This window comes from Brucella sp. (genome assembly GCF_032066345.1).
Classification (GTDB): Bacteria; Pseudomonadota; Alphaproteobacteria; order Rhizobiales; family Rhizobiaceae; genus Brucella; species Brucella pseudogrignonensis.
Map to the genome: position 1 here is coordinate 83,346 of NZ_DAMBKZ010000010.1, position 25,392 is coordinate 108,737.

A 25,392-nucleotide genomic window follows, 5' to 3' on the forward strand; every position below is an offset into this window, starting at 1 on the left:
AGGGGCCGAGGCGATCATTCAAAGTCCTGTCCGGTCTGTTGTTTCATCAGGCGGTTTGCCTCAGGTCGCCCGTGGGAATGCTCTCATAGACAACGTGGTAGAAACGTCCGTCGAACATTTCCATCATTCGGTCTGTAATAACGCGCCCTTCTAGTCGTACCGGAGATGCCAAAGCTTCCTCAACTGCTTTCATGGACGGATAGTCTATTTCTTGAACCATGGCGATAGGTGGTGAACCGGGGTCGACATTCATCATACGCATTACACGCACTGCCTGTGCGTTTGGCATTCGTTTCCAAACAGGAAGTAGTTGCTCTTTCACAATGCGAAAGAATTCCTCTTCTCGGCCTGGGTGAATTGTACCTTCGAAAATTGCTGAACGTGTATGCATGGAAATTTCCCATTACCCATTTTATGTTGCAATGATATCGATAACATGCACTATTGCAAGCAGTAAGAATGACGACTTGTTCATTCTCAGCAGATTTAAATACTGGGGGAGATGTATTAGAAATGCCGTCTACGGGATGATATTTACCGGTTAGACGGTGCTTTTCTGGAGAGAAATTGAGAATCAAGTAGCATTCTACTAGCTGCCCTCTCTCGAGTTCTAAGTGTTATCGAAAACATCAAACGATAAGTCAAAAAAGCGAATTTCACCATATAGCGATGATGTCTTGCTTTCACTCAAGGAGGATTGATTGAAAGCGAGAAACTGGAGGAGCGATCATGCATATTCTGAAAGCAATTCGTAACATTGCCATGGGTTTGACCATGGTGGGCATGGCAGGTGTGGTAGATGCTCACGCCGTGACGATCAGTGACATTACGGCACGAGGCACCGTCAAGATCGGTGTGTTGACCGGTGCTCCTCCGATGGGCATGGTTGATGAAAAGGGCAATCCAACCGGCTATGATGTGGACGTGGCCAATCTGCTTGGTACCTATCTCAATTTGCCTGTTGAAGTTGTTCCGCTGACCCCACCAGCACGTATCCCCGCACTACAAACAGGCAAGGTAGACTTTCTTGTAGCAACGCTATCTCCTACTGGTGAACGAGCAAAGACAGTGATGTTCACTCAGCCATATAATGCATTCAATATGGATATCATTTCCGGTCCTGATCAGAACTTTGCAAAGCTTGAAGATCTTGCAGGGAAGCGTGTATCTGTGAACCGTGGTTCCACGCAGGAAACAGCGCTTCGCAAAGCGGCAATTCAGGGCCTTGAAATCGTGGTTTATGAAGACGATTCCACAAGCGCGCAGGCATTGATCGCGGGGCAGGTGGATGCTGTAGCGCTACCTTCCACCGTGGGTGAGGCTATTATTAAGCAGCGCCCAGAAGCGGGTTTAAAGGTTGGCTTTACATTCTTCCAGCAGGGCAATTCCATGGCGACCAAGCTTGAAGATTTTGAGCTACGTCAATGGCTCAATACAGCAATCTATCTCATGAAGATTTCCGGAGATTTGGACAAGATTGCAGTCAAGTGGACAGGTCGCCCTATGCCAGATCTGCCATCTTTCTAATTGATGGCTCCGTCGGCGGTTAGAGTGGATCTCGAAAAATGCTCTAGCCGTTCTGACGGGATTTTCACGCTCTTGCATAGAGATATCCGCACAAGCGCTGACATTCAGCGGGAGGCCGGACCATGTCCTATACATTTCAGTTTGGAGTCATAGCCCAGTATCAGGATGCCCTTTTTGCTGGCATTTGGCTGACTATTAAACTGTCGATCATGTCGATCATTCTTGGCTGCGCGGGCGGTATTCTCTTTGCCTCTTTGCGCTCGATGAACAGCGGGATAACCCGCTTCTTGATTGATGGCTATGTCGAAATTATCCGCAATACACCATTTCTGGTGCAGTTGTTTATCATCTATTTCGGTTTACCGGCGGTAGGCTTTCGCGTGGGTGCGGAAGTTGCAGCGCTCATTGGTATGACCATTAATTTGACAGCCTATTCGACTGAAATCATTCGCTCCGGTATCGAGGCGGTACACAGATCACAGATCGAAGCTGGCGAAGCGCTCGGCTTTACACGGCTGCAGATTTATCGCCATGTCATTATTTTACCGGCCTTGGCAAAGGTCTATCCGGCTCTTTGCAGTCAGTTCGTTCTTATGATGCTCGCATCCAGTGTTTGCTCGGTTATTTCGACCCAAGAGCTTGCGGCATCTGCAGCGTTTGTTGAGTCGCAGACCTACCGCTCATTCGAGGTCTATATTGTCGTTACGCTGATCTATCTTCTGCTGGCTTTGTGCTTGCGCGCAGTACTTGCATTGGTAGGTCTCTGGCTCTTTGGCCGTCGTGTCGCTCGCCGCTCGGTGGTTGCCATTCCGGAGGCTTCAGCATGAATTTCAGAAGTTTCGGACCAGACGAATTTCTCTTTCTATTGACGGGCTTACAATGGACCGTTCTGCTGACAGCCATAGCCCTGATAGGTGGTGGTCTTGCTGGCTTTCTGATTGCGCTTGCGCGTGTCTCAACGTTCAAATGGCTCCGTGTGTTCGCTGGCACCTATATCCAGATCATTCAGGGTATTCCTGTGTTGATGATTCTGTTTCTATCCTATTATGGGTTGAGCCTTGCAGGATTTGATCTGCACCCGCTGCTGGCTGCAGGGGCATCGATGTCGATATATGCATCGGGCTATTTGGCAGAAATCTGGCGTGGTTGTATTCAGTCGGTACCTAAGCAGCAGTGGGAAGCATCTGAGTCTCTCGCCATGACGAGGCTGCAGCAATATCGCTATGTGATCCTACCGCAAGCCGTGCGTATATCGCTGCCGTCGACAGTTGGTTTCGCCGTTCAGGTGGTCAAGAACACTTCGATCGCGTCGATTATCGGCTTTGTCGAACTTGCCCGTGCAGGCACGCTTATTAATAACGCAACATTCCAGCCGTTCCGCGTCTTTATCGTGGTTGCAGCGCTCTATTTTGCCGTTTGCTACCCGCTTTCATTGCTATCGCGTTGGCTGGAAAGGAGACTCAATGTCTGAAGTCGTCATCAACAATGTTCATAAAAGCTTCGGTGATGTGGAAGTCCTCAAGGGTGTTTCACTGACAGTCGAGCGCGGTGAAGTCATTGCTCTCATCGGGCGTTCCGGCTCGGGGAAAAGTACACTGCTGCGCTGCATAAACGGGCTTGAGAAGATCAATTCAGGCGAGATCGAAATTGCTGGTCACAAGGTAACAAGTGATGCGGCACAGTTGCGAAAACTACGCAAGGATGTCGGCATTGTCTTCCAAAGCTACAATCTTTTTCCGCATCTTACGGTGGGTGAAAATATCATGCTCGCGCCAAAGATTGTGAAGGATGTTTCGAAGGCTGAAGCCCGCAAGAAGGCGGAAGAGGTCCTGAAGCTTGTTGGTCTGTCTGAAAAGTTTGATGCCTATCCAGATCAGTTGTCGGGTGGTCAGCAACAGCGTGTCGCCATTGCTCGTTCTTTGGCTATGCAGCCTAAGGTGATGTTGTTTGATGAAGTGACTTCTGCGCTTGATCCTGAGCTGACCGAGGAAGTGCTGAACGTAATGGAGGAGCTGGCGCGCGGTGGTATGACGATGATCCTCGTCACTCACGAAATGGCCTTTGCCCGGCGCGTGGCGACACAGACGATCTTCATGCATCAAGGTAAGATTTGGGAAGAAGGACCTTCAGCAGAGCTGTTTGCTAATCCCAAGACTGCTGAGCTGCGCCAGTTCGTGAAGTCAGACGTCAAGTAACTCCCCAACATGAAATAAAGAGCCACATTATGTCAGTCGAAATACTACAGCTTTGCCCTTTGATCCCTGCAATGGAGCAAAGCCTGAATGAACAATACGAAGTCCACCGCTGGTTTGAGATTGCGGATCAAAGCGAATTTTTGAATGCCAATGGTAATCGGATTAGAGGCGTCGTCACTGGCGGTCATATAGGTATTCCAAATGAGCTGGCAGATCGCTTGCCCGCACTTGAAATTGTGGCCATTAACGGTGTTGGTTTTGACAAGGTTGATCTGTCGAAAGCTCGACAACGTGGCTATCGCGTTTCTAACACACCAGATGTTCTCACGACCGATGTAGCTGACACTGCGATTGGTCTCATCATCGCACAGGCTCGCCATATAGCGGCGGCTGACGCGCATGTGCGCAAGGGAGGCTGGTCGAAGTCGGAAGTCGGCCTGGGTACGCGCGTAAGTGGGCGGCGCTATGGCATATTTGGTCTCGGTCGCATCGGGAAAGCGATTGCCAAACGATTGGAAGGGTTTGAGGGTAAGATCAGCTATACGGGTCGCGCAAAACAGGATGTCGGCTATGACTATTATCCAAGTCTGACAGAGCTTGCTAAAAATTGTGATGTGCTGGTGATCGCGGCTGCGGCCAGTGCAGAAACGCGCCATTCGATCGATGCTGCTGTGCTTGCGGCGCTTGGTCCGGATGGTGTTCTGATCAATATTGCACGTGGTTCGCTCGTTGATGAAGGGGCGCTGGTCAAGGCTTTGCAACTAGGTCAGCTTGGCGGGGCGGGGTTGGATGTTTTTGAAGATGAGCCCAACGTACCTCTAGAGCTCTATGAGATGTCGAATGTTGTGCTGACCCCACATATCGGCAGTGGTACGCATCAGACCCGCAAAGCAATGGCTGATCTGGTGCTGGCGAATTTAAGTGCGTATTTTAGCGATAAGGAACTAGTGACACCGGTCGTTTAACAAACACTGAAGGAAAAGCGGCCATTGGCCGCTTTTTATGAAAGCTTACCGTCAAGCAGGCGCATCATTTCGGCTGAATCCTTGTCTCCTAATCCTGCTGCACACAACAGTCGATGGATTTCCACGACATGACCGGTCATTGGCAACGGAGTTTTGGTTTTCATAGCAAATGCCTGAAGAGAGTCCAGGTCTTTCAGCATGTTGTCTATGCGGCCTGTGGGGCTGTAATCGCGCGCGGCGAATTTGCCCATGAACTCCTGCATAATGTGGTTGTCGGCGCGTCCACCTGCGAGTGCTTGTGGAATAATGGTGGGGTTCACACCCCCAGCTTCTGCGAGCTTTACGGCCTCCGCGACGGCCTGAAATGCTACCGCGCAGAAGAGCTGGTTGATGAGCTTGGTTGTCTGTCCAGCGCCACTTGGTCCCATCAATGTGTAGTTTGCACTAAGATGTTGCATGACGGCAAAGGCGTTATCGAAATCCGCTTTCTCACCACCAGCCATAATAGTCAATTCACCGGTGAGTGCGCGTGGTGCGCCACCTGAAAGTGGACAATCAACCCATTTCATGCCGGTTTCAGACGCGAGTTGGTTTGCCATTTTCGCAGTCTCAGCTGGATCGATAGAAGACATGTCGATGAGTGTTTTTCCAGCAGTCGCAGCGGTAGCTACGCCGTTCTGGCCGAAAACAACATTACGTACAATATCAGCATGGTTGAGGCTCAGGATAACGAAGTCGCTGTCTTTGGTGGCTTCACCCGGAGATTTCGAGGCTGCTGCTCCTCTTTCGACAAGTTTCGTTATTTTGTCTTTATCAAGGTCAAAAACTCTCACCCGATGACCGGTTTCCAGCAGTCGCGTGGCGATGGCCGTACCCATAATACCCGCACCAATAACTGCGACATCTGATGTCTTATTCATCAATCTTCTCCCATGATTGACGTGAATTCTTTGCTCAAACGCTGGCGGTCATACCGCCATCGACATGAAGCACTTGACCGTTGACAAAAGACGAGGCTTTGCTGCTCAGATAAACTGCCGCCCCAACCAACTCTTCAACATTGCCCCAACGACCTGCCGGTGTGCGCTTTTCCAACCAGCCGGTAAACTCGGGATTGTCTACGAGCGCTTGATTGAGTGGTGTCTTGAAGTAGCCTGGCGCAATGGCATTGATCTGTAGACCGTGCTTTGCCCAATCTGTCGCCATGCCGCGTGTCAGATTGCGAACGGCCCCCTTTGTTGCGGTATAAGGTGCGATCGACGGGCGAGCCAATTCGCTTTGTACTGACGCAATGTTTATTATCTTGCCGTGTTTGCGTCCGATCATATGACGCGCCACAGCCTGACCGACATAGAAGACACTGGAAATATTGGTTTGAAGCAGTTGCTGCCACTTATCTTCCGGGAAATCCTCGAGTGGTGCACGAAACTGCATTCCGGCATTGTTGATGAGAATTTCTATCGCACCTATCTCGCGCTCGATTGCGTTCACACCCGCTTTTACAGCCTCGATGTCGGTGACATCGAATTTGGATACATGTGCTTTATGACCTGCATCGCGGAGGTCTTTTACCGCTGCTTCAACTTTGGTCGGATCGCGGCCGTTTATAATCAACTCCGCGCCGTGTTCGGCCAATCCTTTTGCAAGGGCCAACCCAATGCCCTGGCTCGAACCGGTTATCAAAGCCAGTTTGCCCGACAAATCGAACAGCGGAAATGTCATGAGTTCCTCCCGGGTAATATGACGCAAGAATGGTGTTTCATGTGATTAGCCTTGCATAAATGTTATCGATAACATATGCAAGTTTCAACAGGGAGGAGCGCATGAAAACTGTTGTCATTCACGCCGCCAAAGACCTTCGGCTTGAAGAGCGTGACGTCGAAGCCGTTGGGTCGGGCCAGGTTGAGGTTGCCATTCAAGCGGGTGGTATTTGTGGCTCCGATCTCCATTATTACAATCATGGCGGTATCGGTGCCATTCGGCTGTGCGAACCGATGATATTGGGGCATGAAGTAGCGGGAACAATTACCGCGCTGGGCAGTGGTGTGGTTGGTTTGACAGTTGGTGATCAGGTAGCTGTATCGCCAAGCAGGCCCTGCAATGCTTGCCAATATTGCCTGAAAGGTATGCAGAACCACTGCCTGAATATGCGCTTTTATGGTAGTGCTATGCCGATGCCCCACATTCAGGGGGCGTTTCGCCAGAAGCTGGTTGCTGAGAGCTGGCAGTGTCACAAGGTTGATAACGGCATCTCTATCCATGAGGCGGCATTTGCCGAACCTTTAGCCGTTACACTTCATGCTGTGACACGCGCCGGTTCATTGCTGAACAAGCGTGTTCTTGTGACGGGATGTGGGCCAATTGGTGCATTAATCATCATTGCCGCTCGTGCTCACGGCGCTCGCGAAGTGATTGTAACAGATGTCATGGAGCCAGTTCTGAAAAAGGCACGCGAAATTGGGGTCGATCGCACCATCAATGTAGCGGAAGATCCAGAGCAGTTAGCAAACTATGCGGCAAATAAAGGCTATTTCGACATTATGTTTGAGGCATCGGGCAATGAACGTGCCATGCGGGCAGGACTTGAAGTGCTAAAACCTCTTGGCATTTTGGTGCAAGTCGGGCTTGGCGGGGATGTATCGATTCCGCAAAATATCGTCGTCTCTAAAGAAATTGATATGCGTGGTTCTTTCCGCTTTCACGAAGAGTTCGGCCTCGCGGTTGATATGATTAATCGGAAGGCAGTCGATGTGAAGCCGCTTTTGAGTTCAGTCTATCCGTTGGAAGATGTTCTTGAGGCATTCGAAATTGCGGGTGACAGGAACCAGTCCATGAAAGTTCAACTGGCTTTTTAGAGCTATATCGCGTCAGGCGTGCTAACATAACGGTTCATGCCAATGTTCTTTGATGTGGCGCGGCGATGAATTTCAGCCATGGTTGAATGAAACGCTGCGTTGCGCTGTTCAAGCCTTGCATGTTCTGCCAGATGAGCTGGTACGAGTTCACGGATTTCCGCAAGGATTGCGGCTTCATCAATGGAACACATGTGCCCCTGATTAACTACAATGTCGCCAGCCACCATGACGGTCTCGATTGATGAACCGTTTTCGGCATAAACAAGGTGTTTGGCTACATCATTGAGTGGCATAAAGCTTAACGTTGTCAGGTCGAGTATCAGTAAGTCGGCAGCTTTGCCGACTTCAAGCGATCCTGTGATGTCTTCAAGAACAGCGCTGCGTGCACCATTAATCGTGGCCATTTTGAGAATCTCATCAGCATAGATCCATTGCTTATAATCCGGGCTGGATACACTGTGTATCAGTCCTGCAACTCGCATGACGTCAAAAATACGTGCGGTATCATTGGAAGAAACACCATCTGTTCCCAGGGCAATGGTGACACCCGCGTCCATCAACTGGCGAATGGGAGCAATGCCGGCACCAAGCTTCTGGTTGGATATTGCGTTATGAGCGACAGAGCATTTTGCAGCGCCCATCAGTTCGATGTCGTGAGGGCTTACCCATACGGAATGTGCGACGGTTGTATTGCGTGAAAGAACGCCAAGGTCATCCATATAGGCGATTAGGCTCTTGCCATAGAGTTCATGGCCGGTGACGGCTTGAGTTTTGGTTTCAAGCACATGAGTATGCAAAGGCACGCGCATCTTGATCGCGAGCTCATGACAAGCCTGCAGCAAATCTGCTGTGCAGCGCTGTGGTGCCGACGGTGCCAGCATAAAATTGAGACGACCGGCCTTGCCGTGCAGCGTTGAAAATGCGGATTGGCAATAATCAATATAGGCATCGGCGGACATGGGCGGCCCGAAATCGAGCTGTTCTTGCAGAGCAGGCAGCATAACCTCACGCGCATAGGGCAGGGCGTCAAGCGCATGGATATTCATAGCGGCGCTCGAAACATTAGCGCGAATACCCGCATCTTCATATGCTTTGAAAACAGTCGTAAGCCGTGAAAGATCGTGAGCTGGAGGGTCGAAGAAGTCGTCGCAAATTGTAGTGACGCCGTTTCGTAATGACTCAATCGCTAGAAGCAGGCTGCGCAGATAAAGCAATCTTTCGCCAATTACGGGGCCCATCAGTAGTGGGTATGCATAGAGCAACCAGATTTCGAGTGGCATGCCTTCATATCGTCCTCGGAAAAAGGTCTCGCTGGAATGCGTATGGGCATTGATCAGCCCTGGCATCACCAGACGGTTTTCGCCTTCGATGACGGAGGCATCCGGAGCCGCAGGTAAATTCTGACCGATGGCTGAAATTTTGCTGCCTTCTATCAGAATGTCGCCCTTGAACGGGCGGCTTCCTTGGTGCGCGCACATTGTAAGAATGGTCGCGTTCCTGATTAGCGTCTGCTTCTGTTTAAAAGTCATGGGCTTATCCTGGTACTTTTACTGATCCCGCAGTTCACTGAAACCGCTGGCTGCTTTTGTGCCACCGCGCAATTGCGTGCTTAGCCAGACACCGACAACTGTGGCGATATAGGGTAGTGCAAGCAGCAGGTCGTGTGGAACACGATTACCAAAGGTAAGCTGCGCCCTGATGCCAAGTGCGCCGACAATTGCGAAGAAGGCCGCAGCCAGACTTGCACCGATTGGATGTCCCGCACCAAAAATGACTGCTGCGAAGCCCATGAAGCCACGTCCGGCAGTCATGTTCTGGGCAAAGATCTGAAGACTTCCGGCTGCAAGTTCCGCACCAGCTAACGCACACAATACGCCGCCAATCATCAGGGCTACCAGACGCATAATAGCTGGGTTTACACCGACGCTTCGTGCGGCGAAGGGATGTTCACCAGCGGCAGCCAAGCGCAATCCAAAGCGAGTACGCCGCAAAGTGACCCACATCGCGAACGCAACAAAAGGCATGAGAAGAACAAGGATTGAAAGAGAGCCAAAAGCACCGAAGGCCACACCGATACGCGGAAGCCCAAAGGGGGCACTGATTGCTGCCTGTGTCCCGAAAATCGATTGAACCGCGAGTGCAGTGCCGCCGAGCCCCAAGCCGGTGAGTCCTAGTCCGGCAATGATCTGGTTGGCTTTGAGCTTCTCGACAACAAACCAAAACAGGATTGAACCGATCACGCAGACGATTATAGCACTTAAAAGCGCAAGCCAGATTGATTGTGTGAGCACAATACCCAGAATAGTTGCACAGGCACCCACAATCATGAGTCCTTCAAGGCCGAGATGCCAGATGCCGGTACGCTGTGCAATAACACCTGCAAGCGTGACGTAAATGAGCGGCGTGCCTGAACGCAGGATAGCGATTAGGAAGTCTTCCATATCCGTCCTCCGAGTTTTGCGATCCGGTCGACGACACTGGATTTTGCGGTGATGAAGAGAGCAATGGATGCGTTGATGATGTCGATTGCCGATGAGGGTAAGCCAGCCATGATTGGCAGATAAAGCGCTGCGGATGCCAGTCCGCCAAAGAACAACGAGACAAAAGCTGTTCCTACGACTGAGAAATTCGCAACAAGCGCAATCAAAATGGCGGTAAATCCATGTCCGGGCAGGAAGCCGCCTGTCAGGCGGCCGTTGGGGCCCATGAACTCAATCGTTCCGGCGAGGCCAGCAAGCGCGCCGCTTAGCAGAAAGCTTGAAAGGCCGATGCGCCATGTTCGTGCTCCTTGCCATTGTACCATGGTAGGGTTGCGACCAGCCAGGCCCGAAAGCACGCCAAAGGCTGTACGGTTGACAAGTAACCACATGGCCAGACCAACGATTACAGCGATTGCGATGATTGTTGGTGATAGCCCCAAAGAGTCGCTGATACGATAGGCGCTTGCCAATGGGCGGCTTGACGATTGCTGACCAGTGCCAGATGGATCTTTGAGAGGTCCGGCTGTGACATAGAGTAGGAAAAGTCCGGCGATGAAGTTTCCCATCAGCGTGGTAATGACTTCATCCGTTCCTGATTTCAGACGTAGCAGCCCCGGCCACAGCGCCCAGAGTGCACCACCCGTCATACCCGCAAGAAAACACATGGCAATGAGGATAGGTGCTGGGGCACCGTTAAGCCATTCGGCCATAAATGCGGCCGCGATGGCACCCATGTAAAACTGTCCCTGCGCGCCAATGTTGAAATAGCCGGCGCGGAATGACACCGCAACACCAACCGCAGTAATGAAGAGTGGTAAACCCCATCGCAAAGCCTGCTGCAACGCCCCGGGCCGAAGGAAGGCGCCCTCAGCAATCGACTGGAACATCAAGCTTGTCGAGTAGCCCGCAGTTTGAAAGATGATACCACACAATATGAGGCCGATCAGAATGAAGATCAGCGCGCGGAAAACGGAGACGAGCCGGTCAATCATTGATGGACTCCTGTCATAGCGGCTCCCACCGCAGCAAGGTCATAGGGCGGACGGAATTCGGCAACAATGCGTCCCGAAAGCATGACGATGATGCGGTCGGAGATATCGAAGATTTCATCTAAGTCAGATGAGATGAACAAAAGACCGCAACCGCGAATCCGTGCTTTGCGCATTGAATCCCAAACGAAGGAGGTAGCGCCGATATCAAGGCCGCGTGTTGGCTGCGCAGCAAGTATGAGCCGCGCATCCTGATCCATTTCACGAGAAAGGATTACTTTTTGCGCATTGCCGCCAGAGAGCGAACCTGCCCGCTGACCTACTTCGGAATAACGCACGTCCCATTCTTTGAGCGCCGTGTCGCATTGTTTGCGGATCGCTGACGGGCTGATCGTTGATAACAGTGAATTCTGGAGGAGGCTGCGTGCTGCCCAGTTTTCCCAGAGTGAACTGCTCAGGCTTAAGCCTTCGACATTGCGTTCAAAAGGAATGATACGCAGGCCCGCACTGCGCCTTGCAGCCAGTGGCGCGGTGGTCAAATTCTGGTTGTCGATGATGATATTGCCGTCAACCACATCGGCCATAGCGGCAATTGCGCGAACAAGTGTGCGCTGTCCATTGCCTTCCACGCCTGCCACGCCGATAATTTCGCCAGAACGAATGTCGAGACTGACCTGATCGAGTGCGGGACCCTCTGAATCTGGTCGCGTCGAAACCTTGGTCATGCGCAGTATCGGCGCGCTGCCCTGATCCACAGCTGGTTGATGCATATGGGGCGTTATGTTTGTGCCTGTGAGGGCAGCCTTGTCGTCAGCATTAAGCTTTTTTGCAGCAGCTGATCCGATAATCAGTTCGGCTAGCTTATCGGCATCAATGCCGTCGCATGGTAGCGGTCCATCGACGAGCTTACCGCCGCGTAACACCGTGACCGTATCTGCAATTGCCAGAACTTCTCTGATTTTGTGCAAAATAAGGATAACGGTCACACCGCGTTCTTTCAGACGGCGTACACGCTCGAATAATTTGTCTGCACCTTCAGGTGAAAGAACTGCTGTGGGTTCATCGAGGATGAGAAGTTTTGCGTCGGAAACAAGGGCGCGAGCGATTTCAACGCCTTGCTGCGTCTCGACCGGAAGATCGCGGATCCGTTGTCGGGCTTTAACCTTTACATCGAGCGCGTCGAGATGTGGTTGCCAGCGTTTTTCCAGTTGGTCTTTGGAAAACAGGATTCCACCTTCTGCACCGAACTGCATGGCTTCTGCCACAGTGAAAGAGGGTGGTAGTGCAAAGCTTTGATGAACCAGTTCGACACCGGAGCGTCGTGCATCTCTAACATTGCCTCCCAGGAGTGGGCGGCCGCCGATCTTAAGTTCTCCGGAACTGGGGCGGACAAGGCCAGCCAGCACTCTGGCGAAGGTCGTCTTTCCGGCGCCGTTCTGGCCGACAACGGCGTGGATTTTTCCACGCTCGAAGACGACGCCGACATCGGAGAGCGCAATGATGGAACCATATCGAACGGTTACATCATTGCATTCAAATATTGGAGGGCTGGCCTTGTTCATAGCAGCATGTTCTCGTCACAGATCAGAGAGTTGTGTTGAACGGGACTTTGAGAGATCCATCGAGGATCGCTGCACGCGCTACGGCGATTTCCGGTTCGATTTCCTTCGCCTTGGCGACGAGATCCGCGGGTCCCTGTTCTGCAAACAAAGGTGAAGGTATAAAGTCGATCACGCCTGTTCCCAGCCCGGTATGTTCATGTGTCCCACCCGCAAAGTTATCGCCAACAGCTTTGGTCACCTCGTTGTAAAGTGAGTTGCCGAAGTCCAGCCCGACGATGGAAACAACGTTCTTCGGTCCTTGCGGGAACTGCGCCGGATCAAGCACACTCACGAGGCGGCCTTCTCCTTCCTTGGCGGCGGCAATGATACCGAAATCGGTTGCGGCAGCGTCGGTTTGGATGAAATCAATGCCGCTTGAATACATTTGCGTTGCGATTTCCTGCCCCTTCGCCGGGTCCTGAAACGAGCCTGCAAAGGCAACCGCAACCGATGCATCAGGCCGGACCGACAGTGCACCTGCCTTGAACGCGTTATAGTCAGCATTGATCGGCGGAATGGATACACCGCCAATAAAGCCAAGTTTGCCAGATTTGCTCATACGTGCTGCAAAAATACCCGACAGATAGCAGCCGAGATAATAGTCGTAAGAGACGGTTACGACATTTGGGATTGCAGGTTCAAACGGATCGGCGAAAAGCTGAACCCATTTGGTGTTCGGATAAGACGGTGCGAGCGCTTTGAAAGGTTCCGCAACTTCATTGAATGTCGAAACGATCACTGAAGCGCCAGCATCACCAAGTGTGCGGAAAATGGTTTCATAGGTTGCGGGGTCCTGCGCATAGACGGCGCGCGACTGAAAGCCATGTTCGTCCGCAAGTTGCTTGAGCTTAGCGATCATCGAATCTACGGCGCTTGCGTCACCTGCGGCTTGTGTGTGCACGAGTGCGACGAGGCCACCAGCGGCGTGCGCAGCTGCCCTTAAAAGGCCGCTGGTCATGCTGAAAGCTGCCAGGCCCGCAGTGGTCTTGAGGAAATTTCTGCGGTCGATTGACCGACGCAGAAGGTTGAGTTCTGTTGAATTTCTGTTTGTCATGTTCCCATTTCCTTGCTCTGGAAGTTCGGTATCAGTTTTTTATTGGGGCGGCTTTTATGCCGCCCTTGGTTTTGCAGCTGCCCAATCGCAGCCGAATGATTTATGCGCCGGGCGAAAACGATGCCGGGTTCATAATCATCACATCCTGCGTCTGAATTGCATCGAGCGCCCAGACACCTGCAATGAAGCTCTGCCATTCCGGGTCCGCATACATGGCCGCACGCCGTGCTTCACGATCGGCGAGGCTGTCATAGCGCCACATTAAAACGGTGCGGTGCAGATGACCGATCTCGCTGACGTAAAGGCCTAGAAACGTGTTGAGGTGCCGCTTCTGAATCGGCAAGCCTTCGGTTTCATACTTTTTGAGCCAGCCATCGACAGTGCCTGGCTTGAATGTATATGTGCGATGTTCGACAATCACAGGGAGGCCTCCTTGAGAATGAATTCGGCAGCGCGCTCGCCGATCATGATCGCCGGAGCATTGGTGTTGCCGCTGGATATAATTGGCATGATTGATGCGTCTGCGACGCGCAGCCCTTCAATGCCGTGGACTTTTAATCGAGCATCGACCACAGACATCGGGTCGTTACCCATCTTGCAGGTGCCAACGGGATGGAAAGTTGTCATTGCATTGGCACGTAGCCATTTGATGAGTTCGGCATCGCTTTCGACGGCTGGCCCTGGTGCGAGTTCCTTGCCGCGATATTTGTCGAATGCTTTCTGCTGGATAATGTCGCGTGTCATACGTACCGCGTTGATCATCGTGCGAATGTCGAACTCGGTCTGAAGGTAGTTTGCGTTAATGCGTGGACGATCTGCCGGATCGGCGGAACGCAAACGGATTTCGCCGCGGCTTTCCGGATTTACCGGACCGACACGCAAGGAGAAGCCGTGATTGGTTTCAACACGCTCTTTCTTGAACGGGTTGGGAAAGTGTAGATTTGCAGTCTTTTCCAGTGCGGGCATAAAGTGAAGCTGGATATCAGGTGCCGCCAGATCGGTGCGCGATTTGACAAATGCGCCTGCCTCGTAAGGGAAGGTTGTGGTGATACCTTCCCCAAACAACATGCCCTGAATGACGGACCATGTGAGTTTGTCGGCGCGCAGATCAGAATAAAGCGTCACCGGTTCGCGGCATTCATAGGCCATGACGCAATCGACATGATCCTGAAGGTTTTTGCCAACGCCCGGCAGATCCTGAACAACATGAATATTGTGTTGCGTTAGTTCGTCTGCGGCGCCAATGCCGGAAAGCATAAGGATTTGCGGTGAGTTGACGACGCCCGCCGAGAGAATCACCTCCCGCTTTGCATGGGCCTTGATGACATTGCCTTTGCGTGCGTATTCGACGCCGATCGCGCGGCCATTCTCAATAAGAATGCGCCTTGTATGCGCCCGCGTAACGATGGTGAGATTGGGCCGCGACTTTGCAGGGCGCAGGAAAGCATAGGCAGTTGAACAGCGCTTACCTTTGGTGATGGTGAAATCATAGCGACCAAAACCCTCCTGTTCTGCACCGTTGAAGTCATCATTGAGTGGGTAGCCTGCTTGCTCGCCTGCTTCGTTGAAAACATTCAGCAGTCCGTTCCAGCCCCGCGCGCGGCAGACGGTAAGTTCGCCTTCGGTACTATGAAAGGCATCCTTGCGTTGCACATGGGTTTCGGAACGAAGAAATGCTGGTAACACTTCGTCATAAGACCAGCCGTTAGCACCCATTTGCGCCCAGCGATCATAATCATGGCGATTACCGCGCACATAGATCATGCCATTGATGGTGGAGGTCCCACCAAGCACTTTGCCACGCGGCCAATAGAGCGAGCGCCCATTAAGATGAGGTTCGGGTTCGGTATGGTAATGCCAATTATAGATGCCTGAGTGAAAGAGTTTTCCCATCAGCATTGGAAGGCGAAACAAGGGGTTCAGGTCGCGGCCGCCTGCTTCGAGCAATAATACTTTATTGGCAGGATCGGCCGAAAGACGGTTTGCAAGCACGCAGCCTGCCGAACCGGCACCAATGATTATGTAATCGAATGTCTTGGTTGCGGCCATATTACCAAGCAATGGGTTTGGAACCCATTTCCTCTAGAAAATTGTTGCAAAGAATGAATGGGTTGGGGAGCGTCAGAACTTCATCGGCCCGCGCCGGGTGCTCACGCAGAACACAGCGCACATTGCCGCCAATGGTTTCGTCAATGCCTGCCAGTTTGAGTGCCTGTGCCGCGGCATCACCAAAACATAGAAACACCAATGGTTTTCCGCGCGCAGCAAGTAAACGGAGCGTTTTAACGATCAGCGGACGCCAAAGCACGAGATGTCCCTGAGATTGATGTGGGTCGATATCCACCTTGAAACGCGTAAGCGTTAGCGACGCGTTAAGAAGCAGTGCGCCTTCGTTAACCCACCGATCTGCAATCTCGGAAGGCTGTTCCAGCTCCACCGCACCATTTTCTATTGCGTCCAAAGTCTTTGGCCAATCGGCGAAGCTTCGTGCATAGGACAAGTCGCCTGTGCGAGCTGCGATTATCTGCTGGGTGTATGCGCGGATGCTTTTGGAAAACATCTTGTCTAGCTCGTTCCAGCCTGCGAGGTTACCCGCCTCAAACGCCCGTCCGGTGGCAAAGCCCGGTTCAGGATAAGGGTCCTGTCCCAGAACGACGCAACTAACACTGTCAGGCAAAATGCCATCAAATGCGCGAAGGCAATGTGTGCCTTGAGGCATTCCCGGAAAATGCTTTCCACGACGAACGGGAAAAATCGGCTCCCAGATTTCCAGTTCGAGCTCAGGCGAAATGCCATCGAAATCAAGGGTGACATTACCGAGGAACGAACGCCAGGGTTCGGTCAGATCGGCAGGCCATTCCGCCAGAAATTCCTCCATTGCAGCTTTTAACCGCACAGTCATTCGCACCCTCCCCAAGGTTGCGTGGTCAGCAAATTTCAAGAACCTGACCGTTTTGTCAGCTTTTTATGAAAAGAAGTTGACCATTTTGTCAACTTCTTTTTTATTGGTGCTTCGATTCCAAAGGTCCCGTAGAGTTGTTTAGTCAGACTTGTGTCGAGCCTTTGATTGAACGAACGTTAATGACCGGGGCGAATGAACCGGGAAAAGATATTTGGAAATAATGGGATAACCAATGGTAGACCAAAGCAGATCGGTTGAGATGGAGCCAGAAAACCAAGTGGCTTCGGATGAGCCGATCAGAGCGCGAAACGTTCTTAAAATTCTCACTGCCGCTGTTGAGATTTTTTCTCGCAAGGGCCTTGATGGTGCACGTATCGTTGAGATTGCAAAGGCTTCGGGACTGCCAAAGGGAAATGTCTACTATTATTTCTCGTCCAAAGAAGAGATTTATAATGCTGCTATAGACCGGCTGATCCACAGCTGGGATGATGCTTTCAGACACATATCAGCCGAACGTGAACCGGCTGAGGCAATCGAAGCCTATGTTGGTGCCAAGCTTAATCATGCGTGGGAAAATGCAGCGGAAACGCGACTTTTTGCCAATGAGATTCTGCAGGGCGCAGAACATCTCTCTATAGATGCCCGAGAACACATGCGCAGGGTCACCTCAGAAAAAGCGGACGTGATCGATGCATGGGCTGCTGCGGGTAAAATTGTGCCTGTTGACGCGCGTCATCTTTTCATTTTGCTTTGGTCTGCGACGCAATTTTATGTCGAGTTTGAAGCTCTCGCCTGTGATGCACTCGATGTCAGTCAGCTGGAAGAAGGTGATTATGCGAAAGCCGCCAAGACAATAACCGAGACGATTCTACGCGGACTTATAGTCAGATAAAGAGCATTTGGAGCTGATCATAACAGCGCCAAATGCCTAATTTATCGGGGCAGCTTAGTACTTTTGCTGGCTGAGTGCGTCGCGCAATTTCAACATATCTGCACAAACTTCCTCCAGATCAGCGACTTCGAAGCCGTCTGCATAGCGGAAACCATGACGAGTAAGAGCGGTCTTTAAGTCGCCGCTATATTCAACACGACCATTTCTAATGATAAGCCCTTTTTCTTCTTCGAAAGAGGCATTCCAAGCAATGGCTTCTTGTTCGGTAACACTGTGTGGCAGGTTCAAGTGTAAAACTCTGTCTTGGAGTTTTACGGGGTAGCCGCCCGGCAAGCCATTCGGACCAGGCACATGGCCAGTCCATGGTTTGTTTGCTGCATAGGCGGCAATGAGTGTGACACCGCTTGCGCCTGATATTTCAATTGCCGGTTCAGTTGTAAGCTTGACGTCTTCAAATTCTTTGAAGACGTCTGCTACTTCCTTACTATCGATGAAGACACGACAAGGGCGAGTTCCCACTCGCTCCGACGACGGCCTGCGCCAAGCCGCGAGATTCTGATAATGCGCTATCACTTGAATGCGGGCTTGGTCTGTGATTCCTTTTGCGCCCGCAAAAACGTTTGAGAGAATGGCGACATTGCCTGTGCCGCTCAAAACGTTGAAACCAAGTGCTGAGATGATGCCGTTCACGACGTCGGGAAAGCCACAATTAATCAACGCAGTTTCAGGTGAAAACTTACTGATAGAGCGTGCCATGCGGCTTGAAATGAGCGCCTGAAATACTGCTGTCGCTGAAAGTCCACCTTCAGCGACAAGCGCTGTCCATTGGTTGCCAGTATCGGAAATAACGCTGGAAGTCTGAATAGAGGCACCTTGCACAGCTATGGTCGGTCGCGTATCTGCGATCAGTTGCTCTGTTGCCCCTTCCTTCACCAGATCGATCTCATAAGTATCGAAAGTGATAGGTTTGCTGAACATGGAGGCGCGTGCATTGCACGCTGTCTTAAGCCATATGAGACGATCACGGTTGCGGCCGGCGATCACTACATGCAGGGGTTCCTGAGATGTAGCGGCAAGGTCTAACGCAATGCGACCCGAAAAGGCACCCGTGCCGGAAATCAGAATGTCGGTCTTCGGTTTCTCAAGTGGTGAAGCCATGGTGGTGTTCCTCCCTTTTATTGATTGAGTCTATCCCAGACGTCGACGCCGTCGTTTGGCAACTTGTGTTTCATGATGCGTTGGCTGGGTGTTCGTTCGAACGAACTGACGAATGCGATGTAACGGGGCAGCTGATAATGTGCGAGACGGCTTTTCAGCCAGTCGTTTAACTCATGGGCATCAGGGATGCTTCCGCTCTTAAGCTGGACAAAAAGCTTGATATCCTGCTCACCGATCTCGGCTGCAACGCCGATCATCGCGCAGTCTTCTACATCTGGATGATCAGCGACCACATGCTCGACTTCCCAAGCGGAAACATTTTCGCCTTTGCAACGCACACTATCGGTCATGCGCCCGTGGAAGAAAAGGTTGCCATCTTCATCCCATGATCCAAGATCACCGGTAAAAAAGCCTTCGGCGCGCAATGCCTTGGCAGTTGCTTCGGGGTTGCGGTAATAGCCGGGGAAAATAGCGCCATCGATGGAAGCGTTGACGACAATTTCGCCTTTCCCCTGTCTGACGATCGCTCCATGCTCGTCAATGAGTTTGACTGTAAACCATGGAACTGTGCGCCCGACTGAACCAACAACACCCCTGTCATTGAATGTGGTAAGGCTCGAGGCTTCCGTCATGCCGTAGCACTCACGGATTTGCACACCGAAGCGTTCTTCGAATGCGCGCCATACTTCGATGGCACAACCACCACCCCATGCAATCCGCACATTATGATCGCGATCATTCTCCGATACTGGTTGTTTCAAAAGGATTTGAACTATGCCGCCGAGATGGTGGATATGCGTCGATCCCGCCTGTCGCAGTTCATTCCAAAAGCGGCTTGCACTAAAACGATCGGAGATGGTGAGGGTGACATTGCGCACCAATGGCAGAAGTAAAACCTGAGCACCACCAATGTGGAAGAATGGCTCCCACATGTAAAAATTGTCGCGATCCTTAGCGTCTGAACAAACTGCTACAGCTTCTGCTGCCAACCGCAACATTCTGTGTGTCACCAACACGCCCTTTGCAGGGCCAGTTGTGCCCGACGTGTACATGATTGCAGCGACATCGTCGGCAGTAGGCAGTTTTGCCACGAACTGTACTGCAGCATCTAAATCTGGCATTGCTTGATTATCAATTTCTACGACGTTCGGTAAATTCGAAGCACCGCAATCGGTGATAATTGGGTAATATTCGCTGTCGGCAACAATCAGTGCAGGCTGACTATGGCTAATAATGTACTCGAGCCCAGCCCCTTTAAGTGCCGTGTTGACCGGTACCCAGGATGCGCCCGAGCGGGTTATCGCATAGATGATAGCTAAAGCAGCTGGGCTGTTGCGCATCATCACTGCCACACGGTCCTTTGGCTTGATGCCGCTGTTATGCAGTTTTTGAGCGAAGATTGCTGAGGCGTTTTCGAGCTTTGCAAAGCTGATGTCGCCGGTCGGGTGTCGTGCAAAAAGTTGTTCAGGTGTTTTTGCCGCTTTTTCAAGCAGAAGGTCGATATAAGTATGGGAGGTCAGCATGGTCTCTAAACCTGTAAATCTGGATTATCTTGTCCCAGGCTGTCGGCCTCATAAAGAAGGCCACCAGCCGAGAAAGAATTTGGGAGGATGTTTCGAAATTTAGAAAGCTCAGCTCCGCTTCAGTTTATCAGCGAGCAGCAGGATCACCGTGACGATAGTCAGAACCACAACTGATACTGCAGCCAATGTTGGGTTGAGCTGGAGGATCATGTCATCCCACATCTGTTTTGGCAGCGTCGATTTCAGTCCACCACTTACGAAGATCGCAATTGTGAGTTCGTCAAAGGACGTGACAAAAGCAAACAGAAACGCTGAAATAATGCCACCACTAATCAGCGGAACTGTGATGAGACGTAAGGTCTGGAAGCGACCGGCACCCAGCGACTGAGCTGCTTGGTCAAGTCGCCAGTCATAACTCTTTAACACCGCTGCAATTGCGACAAAGGTGAAAGGAATAGAGAGGACAGTGTGGCCGATTACCAATCCTGCATTAGTTGCCACCAGCCCGATTTGGGCGAAAAGATAGAAGAGGCCGACTGCAATAACGATCCGCGGAACAATCATTGGTGCAAGCATGAAGGCGAAGATCAATCCACTCCAGCGTGACCGCGAGCGCGCAACAGCAAGTGCGGCAAATCCACCAATGAGGGTTGCAAGGATAGCCGTAACGAAGGCGACGCCAAATGATCGTATAGTGGCGGAAGTCCAGATCGGAGAATTGAAGTAGGTCTCGAACCAGCGAAGACTATAGCCGGGTGGTGGGAAATCTAGAAAGTTAGAACTAGTAAAGGCAATCGGGATAACCAGCAGTGTCGGAGCAATCAAGAACACCAAAACAGCGGTCACATAAGCCGGCAGAACGCGCAGACGTGATGGTAGATGATCGCTGAAGATCGCCGTTACACTTGCAAGCTTTTCGAGAAAAACAAGTCCCCAGCGACGCAAAATTCCATCCGACGATGCATCACGGGTTCCTGCACCTGATGAAAGTGAAGACAAACCAAAGAGATGGTTATAAATCCAGCATGCAAGCATGGCTGTAACAAGCAACATGGTAGCAAGTACACCTGCAAAAGCCCAATTTACCAATTCCTGCACTTGTACGATGATCAACTGTGCCAACATTGTCTGTTGACGACCACCCAGGAATGCCGGAACGATAAAGAAGCCGAGTGATGTAATGAAGGTGAGCAAACCACCTGCGGCCATACCCGGAATGGACAAGGGGAAATAGACCATCCAAAAGCGATGTGAATTACCTGCTCCAAGAGTTCCTGCTGCTTGGCCAAGCCTGCGATCAATGCCCGCCATAACAGGCATCATTGTGAGAACGGCGAGCGGCATCATGGCATGAACCATGCCGACAATGACGCCAAACTCATTATACATCAGCGGTAGAGGTCCGCTTATGAGACCTGCACCACTGAGTAGACGGTTTAGAATGCCATCATTGCCAAGAAGCAGCATCCAAGAAAATGTCTTGACGAGGTAGCTGGTCCAGAATGGGACAAGGACCAGAAGGAGCATCTGATTGCGGCGGCTTTCTTTGAGGCCAGACAACCAATAAGCGAGAGGATATCCCAACAGGAGAGAGAATAAAGCAGTCAGTGCTGCTATACGGAATGTAATACTCAGAATGCGCCAGTAAACTTCTCTATCGACCAGTTTGGCATAATGCAGGGTCGTCAGACTACCGTCTGCATCTTGTACGCTCAATGCCAAGAGCCGAAACACCGGCACAAGAAAAAAAATGCAAAGAAAGGCAATCGCAGGTAGCGCGAGCCACAAAGGACCAAACCTGAACGGGCCTGATCTCAGGAACAGAGTGCGTGAAGTATTTGTTGCTATATTCATACCACCAACACCGCCTGTTGGTTTGACCAATGATAGGTAATCGGATCACCGGCGGCAGGCATGGTACTTGTACCATCGTGGAGAACGATCAGAGTCGCCCCATCCCTCAGTGTCACGAGGAAACGCGTTTCCGAACCAACATAAACCACTTCGGAAACGGTGCCGTTGATATTGCTGACATCGGCACTTTCACTGCTTCCCTGTTTCATCTGTTCGGGGCGCAAAACAATATGCGCCACGCTACCGACCGGCAAGTTGTTCCTGTTCAGAACCGGGAACCGTCCGTGTTGCGTTTCTACAAGCGCGGAATCGCTAGACTGTTCAACGATTTTGCCGTCAAGGATATTGGACATACCGATGAACTTTGCAGCAAACACACTTGTTGGTTCGCTATAGATCTCGCGTGGTGTTCCAAGCTGTTCGATTTTGGCGTGGTTCATAAGGCAGATGCGATCAGAGAGAACAAGCGCCTCTTCCTGATCATGCGTCACGTAAATGACTGTGGTACCGAATTCACGATGCAGGCGTTTGATTTCAAACTGCATATGCTCGCGCAGGTTTTTGTCCAGCGCGCCGAGCGGCTCATCCATCAAAATGATTTGCGGACGATAAACAAAGCATCGGGCAAGCGCAACACGCTGTTGCTGCCCACCTGAAAGCTCGCGCGGAAAGCGTGATGCGAATTTTTCGAGCTGCACTTTGGCCAGTGTTTCGGTAACGCGCGCGCTTACTTCCGTGCTTGAGGTGCCGCGCATTTTCAATGGAAAGGCGATGTTTTCGCTGACTGTCATATGAGGAAACAGCGCGTAATGTTGGAAAACCAATCCCATGTCACGCTTGTTTACAGCGGTATGTGTGTAGTTTTTTCCGTCGACCCAAAGCTCACCATGAGTGGGGTCCACCAAACCAGAAATCATCTGTAAAAGCGTTGTTTTTCCAGAACCGGAGGGGCCGAGAAGGGTGACGAACTCACCAGTGTTAACAGTCAGATTGCTAGGTTCAAGCGCGGTAACGCTGCCATACTCTTTGCCCAACCCTTTTATCAGCATCTTTGGAGTTTGTTGTGATGTCACTGCATTCATGTTGAAGCCCTGATGCGCTGCAAACAGCGCAATTTAGTATATGGAAGTAGGGGGAGGGATCAGACAGGCACTGGCTCGCTACTCTTACGTATGGTGCAAAAGCAAATCGATGTGCCTATCTGGTCGCATAAGCTGACGGCTTTAAAACAGCAGCCAGCTGTTGAACCGCTCGGTCATCTCTGCACGATTTGCGCTCCACCAATCCTCATCGGCAAGACGCATCTCGCTAATGTTCTGTGGCGCAGTTGGCAGAATTTTAGCGCGCTCAGCTGGAATAAAGTCGTAGGCTTTCTTGTTCGTAGGGCCATAGGCGAGTTCTTCGGTGAACAAGGCCTGCTGTTCGGCGCGCGAGCAAAACTTAATGAATTCGCGTGCCTGATCTGCGCGCGGGTTACCTTTAGGAATGGCCCAACCTTCAATGGAGTAAAGTCCCTGGTCCCAGTGAATCTCTGCGGGCACATTGCCATCAATGGCTGATTGCAATCGAGCATTCCAGCCGCTGATCATCGAAACTTCACCGCTCTGGAGCAGTTGTGTTGATTGTGCGCCGCCAGTCCACCAGACCGAGATGTGGTCCTTAATCTTATCAAGGCTCGCAAAGGCGCGGTCTACGTCCAGCGGATAAAGCTCAGCGAGCGGCACACCATCGGCAAGAAGAGCCTGTTCCAATGTGTCGATTGGATTTTTGCGCAAGGAACGACGACCAGGGAATTTCTCGACATTCCAGTAGTCGGCCCAATTTTGCGGAATATTGTCTTTTAGCAGGTCAGTGCGGGTTGCAAAAATATGGCAATAGATTGTGATGCCGAGGAAGTCATCAAAAACTGCCTCCGGCATAATATCAGGTACTTGATCTTTGGTGATGCCGGTTGGTTCCAGAAGTCCGGATTCCGAAAGAATCTTACGTGCTGAAAGCGTTAGGGTACTCAAATCCCATATGTAGCTTTTTGTTTCAACAATCGACTTGAACTGCGCTGTCGGCTCCGCTTCACGGGCGACATTGACGATCTTGATGCCAGTTTCTTTTTCGAATGGATCGTAAAACGCTTTGCGAAACGCGCTATTGAAAGGGCCGCCTGGGTCAGCCAGGGTAAGTGTTGTCTGAGCCAGTGCGGGGCGCAGAATAGCGGGTGTTGCGAGTACTGCACTCGCACCTGCAAGCAGCGTGCGGCGAGTTAGCGTGAAAGACGATTTCGTAGTCATGGTGCTCCCTTTATTATTGTTTCAAAACCGTTCTGATGTTTTGAGTGGGTTCCCCTGCCTGAGCAGTTTTGATTATGATCGGTTTGCCGATCTTATGGTGCGGGACAGGCGGTACCCATCCCGCAATGTTTGACGGCGTTAAGTTATGAAGCTTTTCGCGCCTTACGTGCAGCAAAGAAGGCTTCCATCATGCGAGCAGGTTCCCCTGTCGCATAGGCTTCGCGCTGAATGCGAACACCAGAAGAAAGTGCATCCTGTAGGCCCGCTTCGGTCATTTCATAGAAACGCTGGCGATTGAGGCGCATGGCCACTGGTGGCTTGGCAGCCAATTCTTCACCAAGTGATTGAGCTGCAGCGTGAACCTGATCCTGTGGAACTATGGTGTTGATGAGGCCGATGCGGTGCGCCTCGTCGGAATCAAGCAGACGTCCCGTTAAAACCAGATCGACAGTGCGGGCAAAGCCGATCATTTCCCGCATAATCCAAGAGCCGGTCGTGGTTGGAATGCCGGAATTGATTTCCGGCTGGCCGATACGGACATCAGCATGTGCGATACGAATATCGCAGAGAAGAGCCACCTGAAAAGCCGATCCCGCTGCGACACCGTTAAGTGCAGCAATGATAGGCTTGGATAGGGTTCTGATCCGTGTGTAGAGGCGTTCCCATTCCCCCATCCAGACTTCTGCACGATCTGCGTCGAATGTCTTGGTTTCATTTAGGTCCTGACCCGCTCCGAATGCACGATCGCCAGCGCCGGTCAGAATGACGGCCTTAACTTCAGCGTTATCTTCCGCGGCCTGAAATGCCTTGATCAGCTGATCGCGCATCGCAGAGTTCCAGGCATTCATCACTTCCGGTCGGTTCAAAGTGATCGTTAGAACCGAATTTTTGAGAGAGGTGAGGATGAACTCAGACATCAATGTGTTCCCATTTACTATTGTAATGCAATAACTGTTATTGTATTTTGAATATCGGAATTGCAGTTTGTCAAGGCCGTTTTACTAATTTATGGAAAACCCGTGATGAGACGGGAGAATTGCTCGACCGTTTCAAGACTGATCTGATGATGTATAAACAGGTAAAAATTTGGAGATGGGCTGCCTACGCGGGCA

General features: G+C 51.4%; 24 protein-coding genes. 7 read left to right on the top strand and 17 right to left on the bottom strand.

What is annotated here, in order from left to right; all coding sequences use genetic code 11:
- Positions 1 to 46: 46 nt before the first annotated feature.
- On the bottom strand, positions 47 to 391 hold the full coding sequence (locus RT142_RS14040) for a hypothetical protein (RefSeq protein WP_064322049.1): 345 nt from the start codon (positions 389 to 391) through the stop codon (positions 47 to 49).
- Positions 392 to 762: 371 nt separating this feature from the next.
- Here RT142_RS14040 and RT142_RS14045 point away from each other — a divergent pair, with 371 nt between their 5' ends.
- The 5 genes from RT142_RS14045 (at position 763) to RT142_RS14065 (ending at position 4,687) form a co-directional block, all read left to right on the top strand.
- Positions 763 to 1,527 (top strand): transporter substrate-binding domain-containing protein, encoded by a 765-nt coding sequence (locus RT142_RS14045; RefSeq protein ID WP_374891548.1) that lies wholly within the window; start codon positions 763 to 765, stop codon positions 1,525 to 1,527.
- Positions 1,528 to 1,649: 122 nt separating this feature from the next.
- Entirely contained in the window at positions 1,650 to 2,354 is a 705-nt protein-coding gene (locus RT142_RS14050) for an amino acid ABC transporter permease (protein ID WP_113159013.1), read from the top strand.
- Positions 2,351 to 2,998: an amino acid ABC transporter permease gene (locus tag RT142_RS14055; protein WP_064322047.1), complete on the top strand. Its 648-nt coding sequence runs from the start codon at positions 2,351 to 2,353 to the stop codon at positions 2,996 to 2,998. The genes RT142_RS14050 and RT142_RS14055 overlap by 4 nt, the downstream gene beginning before the upstream one ends.
- A complete protein-coding gene (locus RT142_RS14060) occupies positions 2,991 to 3,722 on the top strand; it encodes an amino acid ABC transporter ATP-binding protein (protein ID WP_007880038.1) in 732 nt (243 codons plus the stop codon). Before RT142_RS14055 ends, RT142_RS14060 begins: the two co-directional genes overlap by 8 nt.
- 29 nt (positions 3,723 to 3,751) lie before the next feature.
- Positions 3,752 to 4,687 carry a 2-hydroxyacid dehydrogenase gene (locus RT142_RS14065; RefSeq protein WP_105519875.1) on the top strand — a complete coding sequence of 312 codons (936 nt, stop codon included), beginning with the start codon at positions 3,752 to 3,754 and terminating at the stop codon, positions 4,685 to 4,687.
- Between the two features lie 35 nt (positions 4,688 to 4,722).
- On the opposite strand, the gene RT142_RS14070 is transcribed toward RT142_RS14065, so the two are convergent.
- Together RT142_RS14070 and RT142_RS14075 are read right to left on the bottom strand one after the other, a co-directional pair.
- On the bottom strand, positions 4,723 to 5,607 hold the full coding sequence (locus tag RT142_RS14070; protein WP_313029509.1) for an NAD(P)-dependent oxidoreductase: 885 nt from the start codon (positions 5,605 to 5,607) through the stop codon (positions 4,723 to 4,725).
- 34 nt (positions 5,608 to 5,641) lie between these two features.
- Positions 5,642 to 6,409, bottom strand: a complete 768-nt coding sequence (locus RT142_RS14075; protein WP_113159011.1) for an SDR family oxidoreductase — start codon at positions 6,407 to 6,409, stop codon at positions 5,642 to 5,644.
- A 101-nt stretch (positions 6,410 to 6,510) separates the two neighbouring features.
- Here RT142_RS14075 and RT142_RS14080 point away from each other — a divergent pair, with 101 nt between their 5' ends.
- Positions 6,511 to 7,542 carry an L-idonate 5-dehydrogenase gene (locus RT142_RS14080; RefSeq protein WP_313029389.1) on the top strand — a complete coding sequence of 344 codons (1,032 nt, stop codon included), beginning with the start codon at positions 6,511 to 6,513 and terminating at the stop codon, positions 7,540 to 7,542.
- 2 nt (positions 7,543 to 7,544) lie between these two features.
- On the opposite strand, the gene RT142_RS14085 is transcribed toward RT142_RS14080, so the two are convergent.
- The 8 genes from RT142_RS14085 to RT142_RS14120 all read right to left on the bottom strand — a co-directional run bounded on the left by RT142_RS14085 (position 7,545) and on the right by RT142_RS14120 (position 16,568).
- Positions 7,545 to 9,071 carry an amidohydrolase gene (locus RT142_RS14085; RefSeq protein ID WP_313029392.1) on the bottom strand — a complete coding sequence of 509 codons (1,527 nt, stop codon included), beginning with the start codon at positions 9,069 to 9,071 and terminating at the stop codon, positions 7,545 to 7,547.
- 18 nt (positions 9,072 to 9,089) lie between these two features.
- On the bottom strand, positions 9,090 to 9,983 hold the full coding sequence (locus RT142_RS14090) for an ABC transporter permease (RefSeq protein ID WP_007880029.1): 894 nt from the start codon (positions 9,981 to 9,983) through the stop codon (positions 9,090 to 9,092).
- Positions 9,968 to 11,014: an ABC transporter permease gene (locus RT142_RS14095; protein WP_064322039.1), complete on the bottom strand. Its 1,047-nt coding sequence runs from the start codon at positions 11,012 to 11,014 to the stop codon at positions 9,968 to 9,970. Before RT142_RS14095 ends, RT142_RS14090 begins: the two co-directional genes overlap by 16 nt.
- Positions 11,011 to 12,573, bottom strand: coding sequence for an ABC transporter ATP-binding protein (locus RT142_RS14100; RefSeq protein WP_313029396.1), 1,563 nt, complete (start codon positions 12,571 to 12,573; stop codon positions 11,011 to 11,013). The genes RT142_RS14095 and RT142_RS14100 overlap by 4 nt, the downstream gene beginning before the upstream one ends.
- Before the next feature lie 22 nt (positions 12,574 to 12,595).
- Positions 12,596 to 13,621 (bottom strand): BMP family ABC transporter substrate-binding protein, encoded by a 1,026-nt coding sequence (locus RT142_RS14105; protein WP_409558583.1) that lies wholly within the window; start codon positions 13,619 to 13,621, stop codon positions 12,596 to 12,598.
- 145 nt (positions 13,622 to 13,766) lie between these two features.
- A complete protein-coding gene (locus RT142_RS14110; RefSeq protein WP_007880025.1) occupies positions 13,767 to 14,087 on the bottom strand; it encodes an NIPSNAP family protein in 321 nt (106 codons plus the stop codon).
- The gene (locus RT142_RS14115; RefSeq protein ID WP_113159006.1) at positions 14,084 to 15,715 is read right to left on the bottom strand and encodes a GMC family oxidoreductase; all 1,632 of its coding nucleotides are present in this window, start codon (positions 15,713 to 15,715) and stop codon (positions 14,084 to 14,086) included. The genes RT142_RS14110 and RT142_RS14115 overlap by 4 nt, the downstream gene beginning before the upstream one ends.
- Position 15,716: 1 nt before the next feature.
- Complete coding sequence (locus RT142_RS14120) at positions 15,717 to 16,568, bottom strand: uracil-DNA glycosylase family protein (RefSeq protein ID WP_113159005.1); 852 nt, start codon at positions 16,566 to 16,568, stop codon at positions 15,717 to 15,719.
- A 232-nt stretch (positions 16,569 to 16,800) separates the two neighbouring features.
- Between RT142_RS14120 and RT142_RS14125 the strand changes: the two genes are divergently transcribed.
- The gene (locus RT142_RS14125; protein ID WP_313029403.1) at positions 16,801 to 17,460 is read left to right on the top strand and encodes a TetR/AcrR family transcriptional regulator; all 660 of its coding nucleotides are present in this window, start codon (positions 16,801 to 16,803) and stop codon (positions 17,458 to 17,460) included.
- 54 nt (positions 17,461 to 17,514) lie between these two features.
- On the opposite strand, the gene RT142_RS14130 is transcribed toward RT142_RS14125, so the two are convergent.
- The 6 genes from RT142_RS14130 to RT142_RS14155 form a co-directional block, all read right to left on the bottom strand.
- Positions 17,515 to 18,504, bottom strand: coding sequence for a hypothetical protein (locus tag RT142_RS14130; RefSeq protein WP_313029406.1), 990 nt, complete (start codon positions 18,502 to 18,504; stop codon positions 17,515 to 17,517).
- 131 nt (positions 18,505 to 18,635) lie between these two features.
- Positions 18,636 to 20,141, bottom strand: a complete 1,506-nt coding sequence (locus RT142_RS14135) for an AMP-binding protein (RefSeq protein WP_313029408.1) — start codon at positions 20,139 to 20,141, stop codon at positions 18,636 to 18,638.
- Between the two features lie 108 nt (positions 20,142 to 20,249).
- Positions 20,250 to 21,857 carry an ABC transporter permease subunit gene (locus tag RT142_RS14140; protein ID WP_313029410.1) on the bottom strand — a complete coding sequence of 536 codons (1,608 nt, stop codon included), beginning with the start codon at positions 21,855 to 21,857 and terminating at the stop codon, positions 20,250 to 20,252.
- A gap of 134 nt (positions 21,858 to 21,991) precedes the next feature.
- Entirely contained in the window at positions 21,992 to 23,077 is a 1,086-nt protein-coding gene (locus RT142_RS14145; RefSeq protein ID WP_313029412.1) for an ABC transporter ATP-binding protein, read from the bottom strand.
- A gap of 141 nt (positions 23,078 to 23,218) precedes the next feature.
- Positions 23,219 to 24,280: an ABC transporter substrate-binding protein gene (locus tag RT142_RS14150; protein WP_112806376.1), complete on the bottom strand. Its 1,062-nt coding sequence runs from the start codon at positions 24,278 to 24,280 to the stop codon at positions 23,219 to 23,221.
- A gap of 143 nt (positions 24,281 to 24,423) precedes the next feature.
- Positions 24,424 to 25,197, bottom strand: coding sequence for an enoyl-CoA hydratase/isomerase family protein (locus tag RT142_RS14155; RefSeq protein WP_064322030.1), 774 nt, complete (start codon positions 25,195 to 25,197; stop codon positions 24,424 to 24,426).
- Positions 25,198 to 25,392 lie beyond the last annotated feature (195 nt).

Bases quoted from the DNA above. Each gene is read 5' to 3' on its own strand.
- RT142_RS14040 (WP_064322049.1), bottom strand. From the start codon at position 391: ATGCATACACGTTCAGCAATTTTCGAAGGTACAATTCACCCAGGCCGA.
- RT142_RS14045 (WP_374891548.1), top strand. From the start codon at position 763: ATGGGTTTGACCATGGTGGGCATGGCAGGTGTGGTAGATGCTCACGCC.
- RT142_RS14050 (WP_113159013.1), top strand. From the start codon at position 1,650: ATGTCCTATACATTTCAGTTTGGAGTCATAGCCCAGTATCAGGATGCC.
- RT142_RS14055 (WP_064322047.1), top strand. From the start codon at position 2,351: ATGAATTTCAGAAGTTTCGGACCAGACGAATTTCTCTTTCTATTGACG.
- RT142_RS14060 (WP_007880038.1), top strand. From the start codon at position 2,991: ATGTCTGAAGTCGTCATCAACAATGTTCATAAAAGCTTCGGTGATGTG.
- RT142_RS14065 (WP_105519875.1), top strand. From the start codon at position 3,752: ATGTCAGTCGAAATACTACAGCTTTGCCCTTTGATCCCTGCAATGGAG.
- RT142_RS14070 (WP_313029509.1), bottom strand. From the start codon at position 5,607: ATGAATAAGACATCAGATGTCGCAGTTATTGGTGCGGGTATTATGGGT.
- RT142_RS14075 (WP_113159011.1), bottom strand. From the start codon at position 6,409: ATGACATTTCCGCTGTTCGATTTGTCGGGCAAACTGGCTTTGATAACC.
- RT142_RS14080 (WP_313029389.1), top strand. From the start codon at position 6,511: ATGAAAACTGTTGTCATTCACGCCGCCAAAGACCTTCGGCTTGAAGAG.
- RT142_RS14085 (WP_313029392.1), bottom strand. From the start codon at position 9,071: ATGACTTTTAAACAGAAGCAGACGCTAATCAGGAACGCGACCATTCTT.
- RT142_RS14090 (WP_007880029.1), bottom strand. From the start codon at position 9,983: ATGGAAGACTTCCTAATCGCTATCCTGCGTTCAGGCACGCCGCTCATT.
- RT142_RS14095 (WP_064322039.1), bottom strand. From the start codon at position 11,014: ATGATTGACCGGCTCGTCTCCGTTTTCCGCGCGCTGATCTTCATTCTG.
- RT142_RS14100 (WP_313029396.1), bottom strand. From the start codon at position 12,573: ATGAACAAGGCCAGCCCTCCAATATTTGAATGCAATGATGTAACCGTT.
- RT142_RS14115 (WP_113159006.1), bottom strand. From the start codon at position 15,715: ATGGCCGCAACCAAGACATTCGATTACATAATCATTGGTGCCGGTTCG.
- RT142_RS14120 (WP_113159005.1), bottom strand. From the start codon at position 16,568: ATGACTGTGCGGTTAAAAGCTGCAATGGAGGAATTTCTGGCGGAATGG.
- RT142_RS14125 (WP_313029403.1), top strand. From the start codon at position 16,801: ATGGTAGACCAAAGCAGATCGGTTGAGATGGAGCCAGAAAACCAAGTG.
- RT142_RS14135 (WP_313029408.1), bottom strand. From the start codon at position 20,141: ATGCTGACCTCCCATACTTATATCGACCTTCTGCTTGAAAAAGCGGCA.
- RT142_RS14145 (WP_313029412.1), bottom strand. From the start codon at position 23,077: ATGAATGCAGTGACATCACAACAAACTCCAAAGATGCTGATAAAAGGG.
- RT142_RS14150 (WP_112806376.1), bottom strand. From the start codon at position 24,280: ATGACTACGAAATCGTCTTTCACGCTAACTCGCCGCACGCTGCTTGCA.
- RT142_RS14155 (WP_064322030.1), bottom strand. From the start codon at position 25,197: ATGTCTGAGTTCATCCTCACCTCTCTCAAAAATTCGGTTCTAACGATC.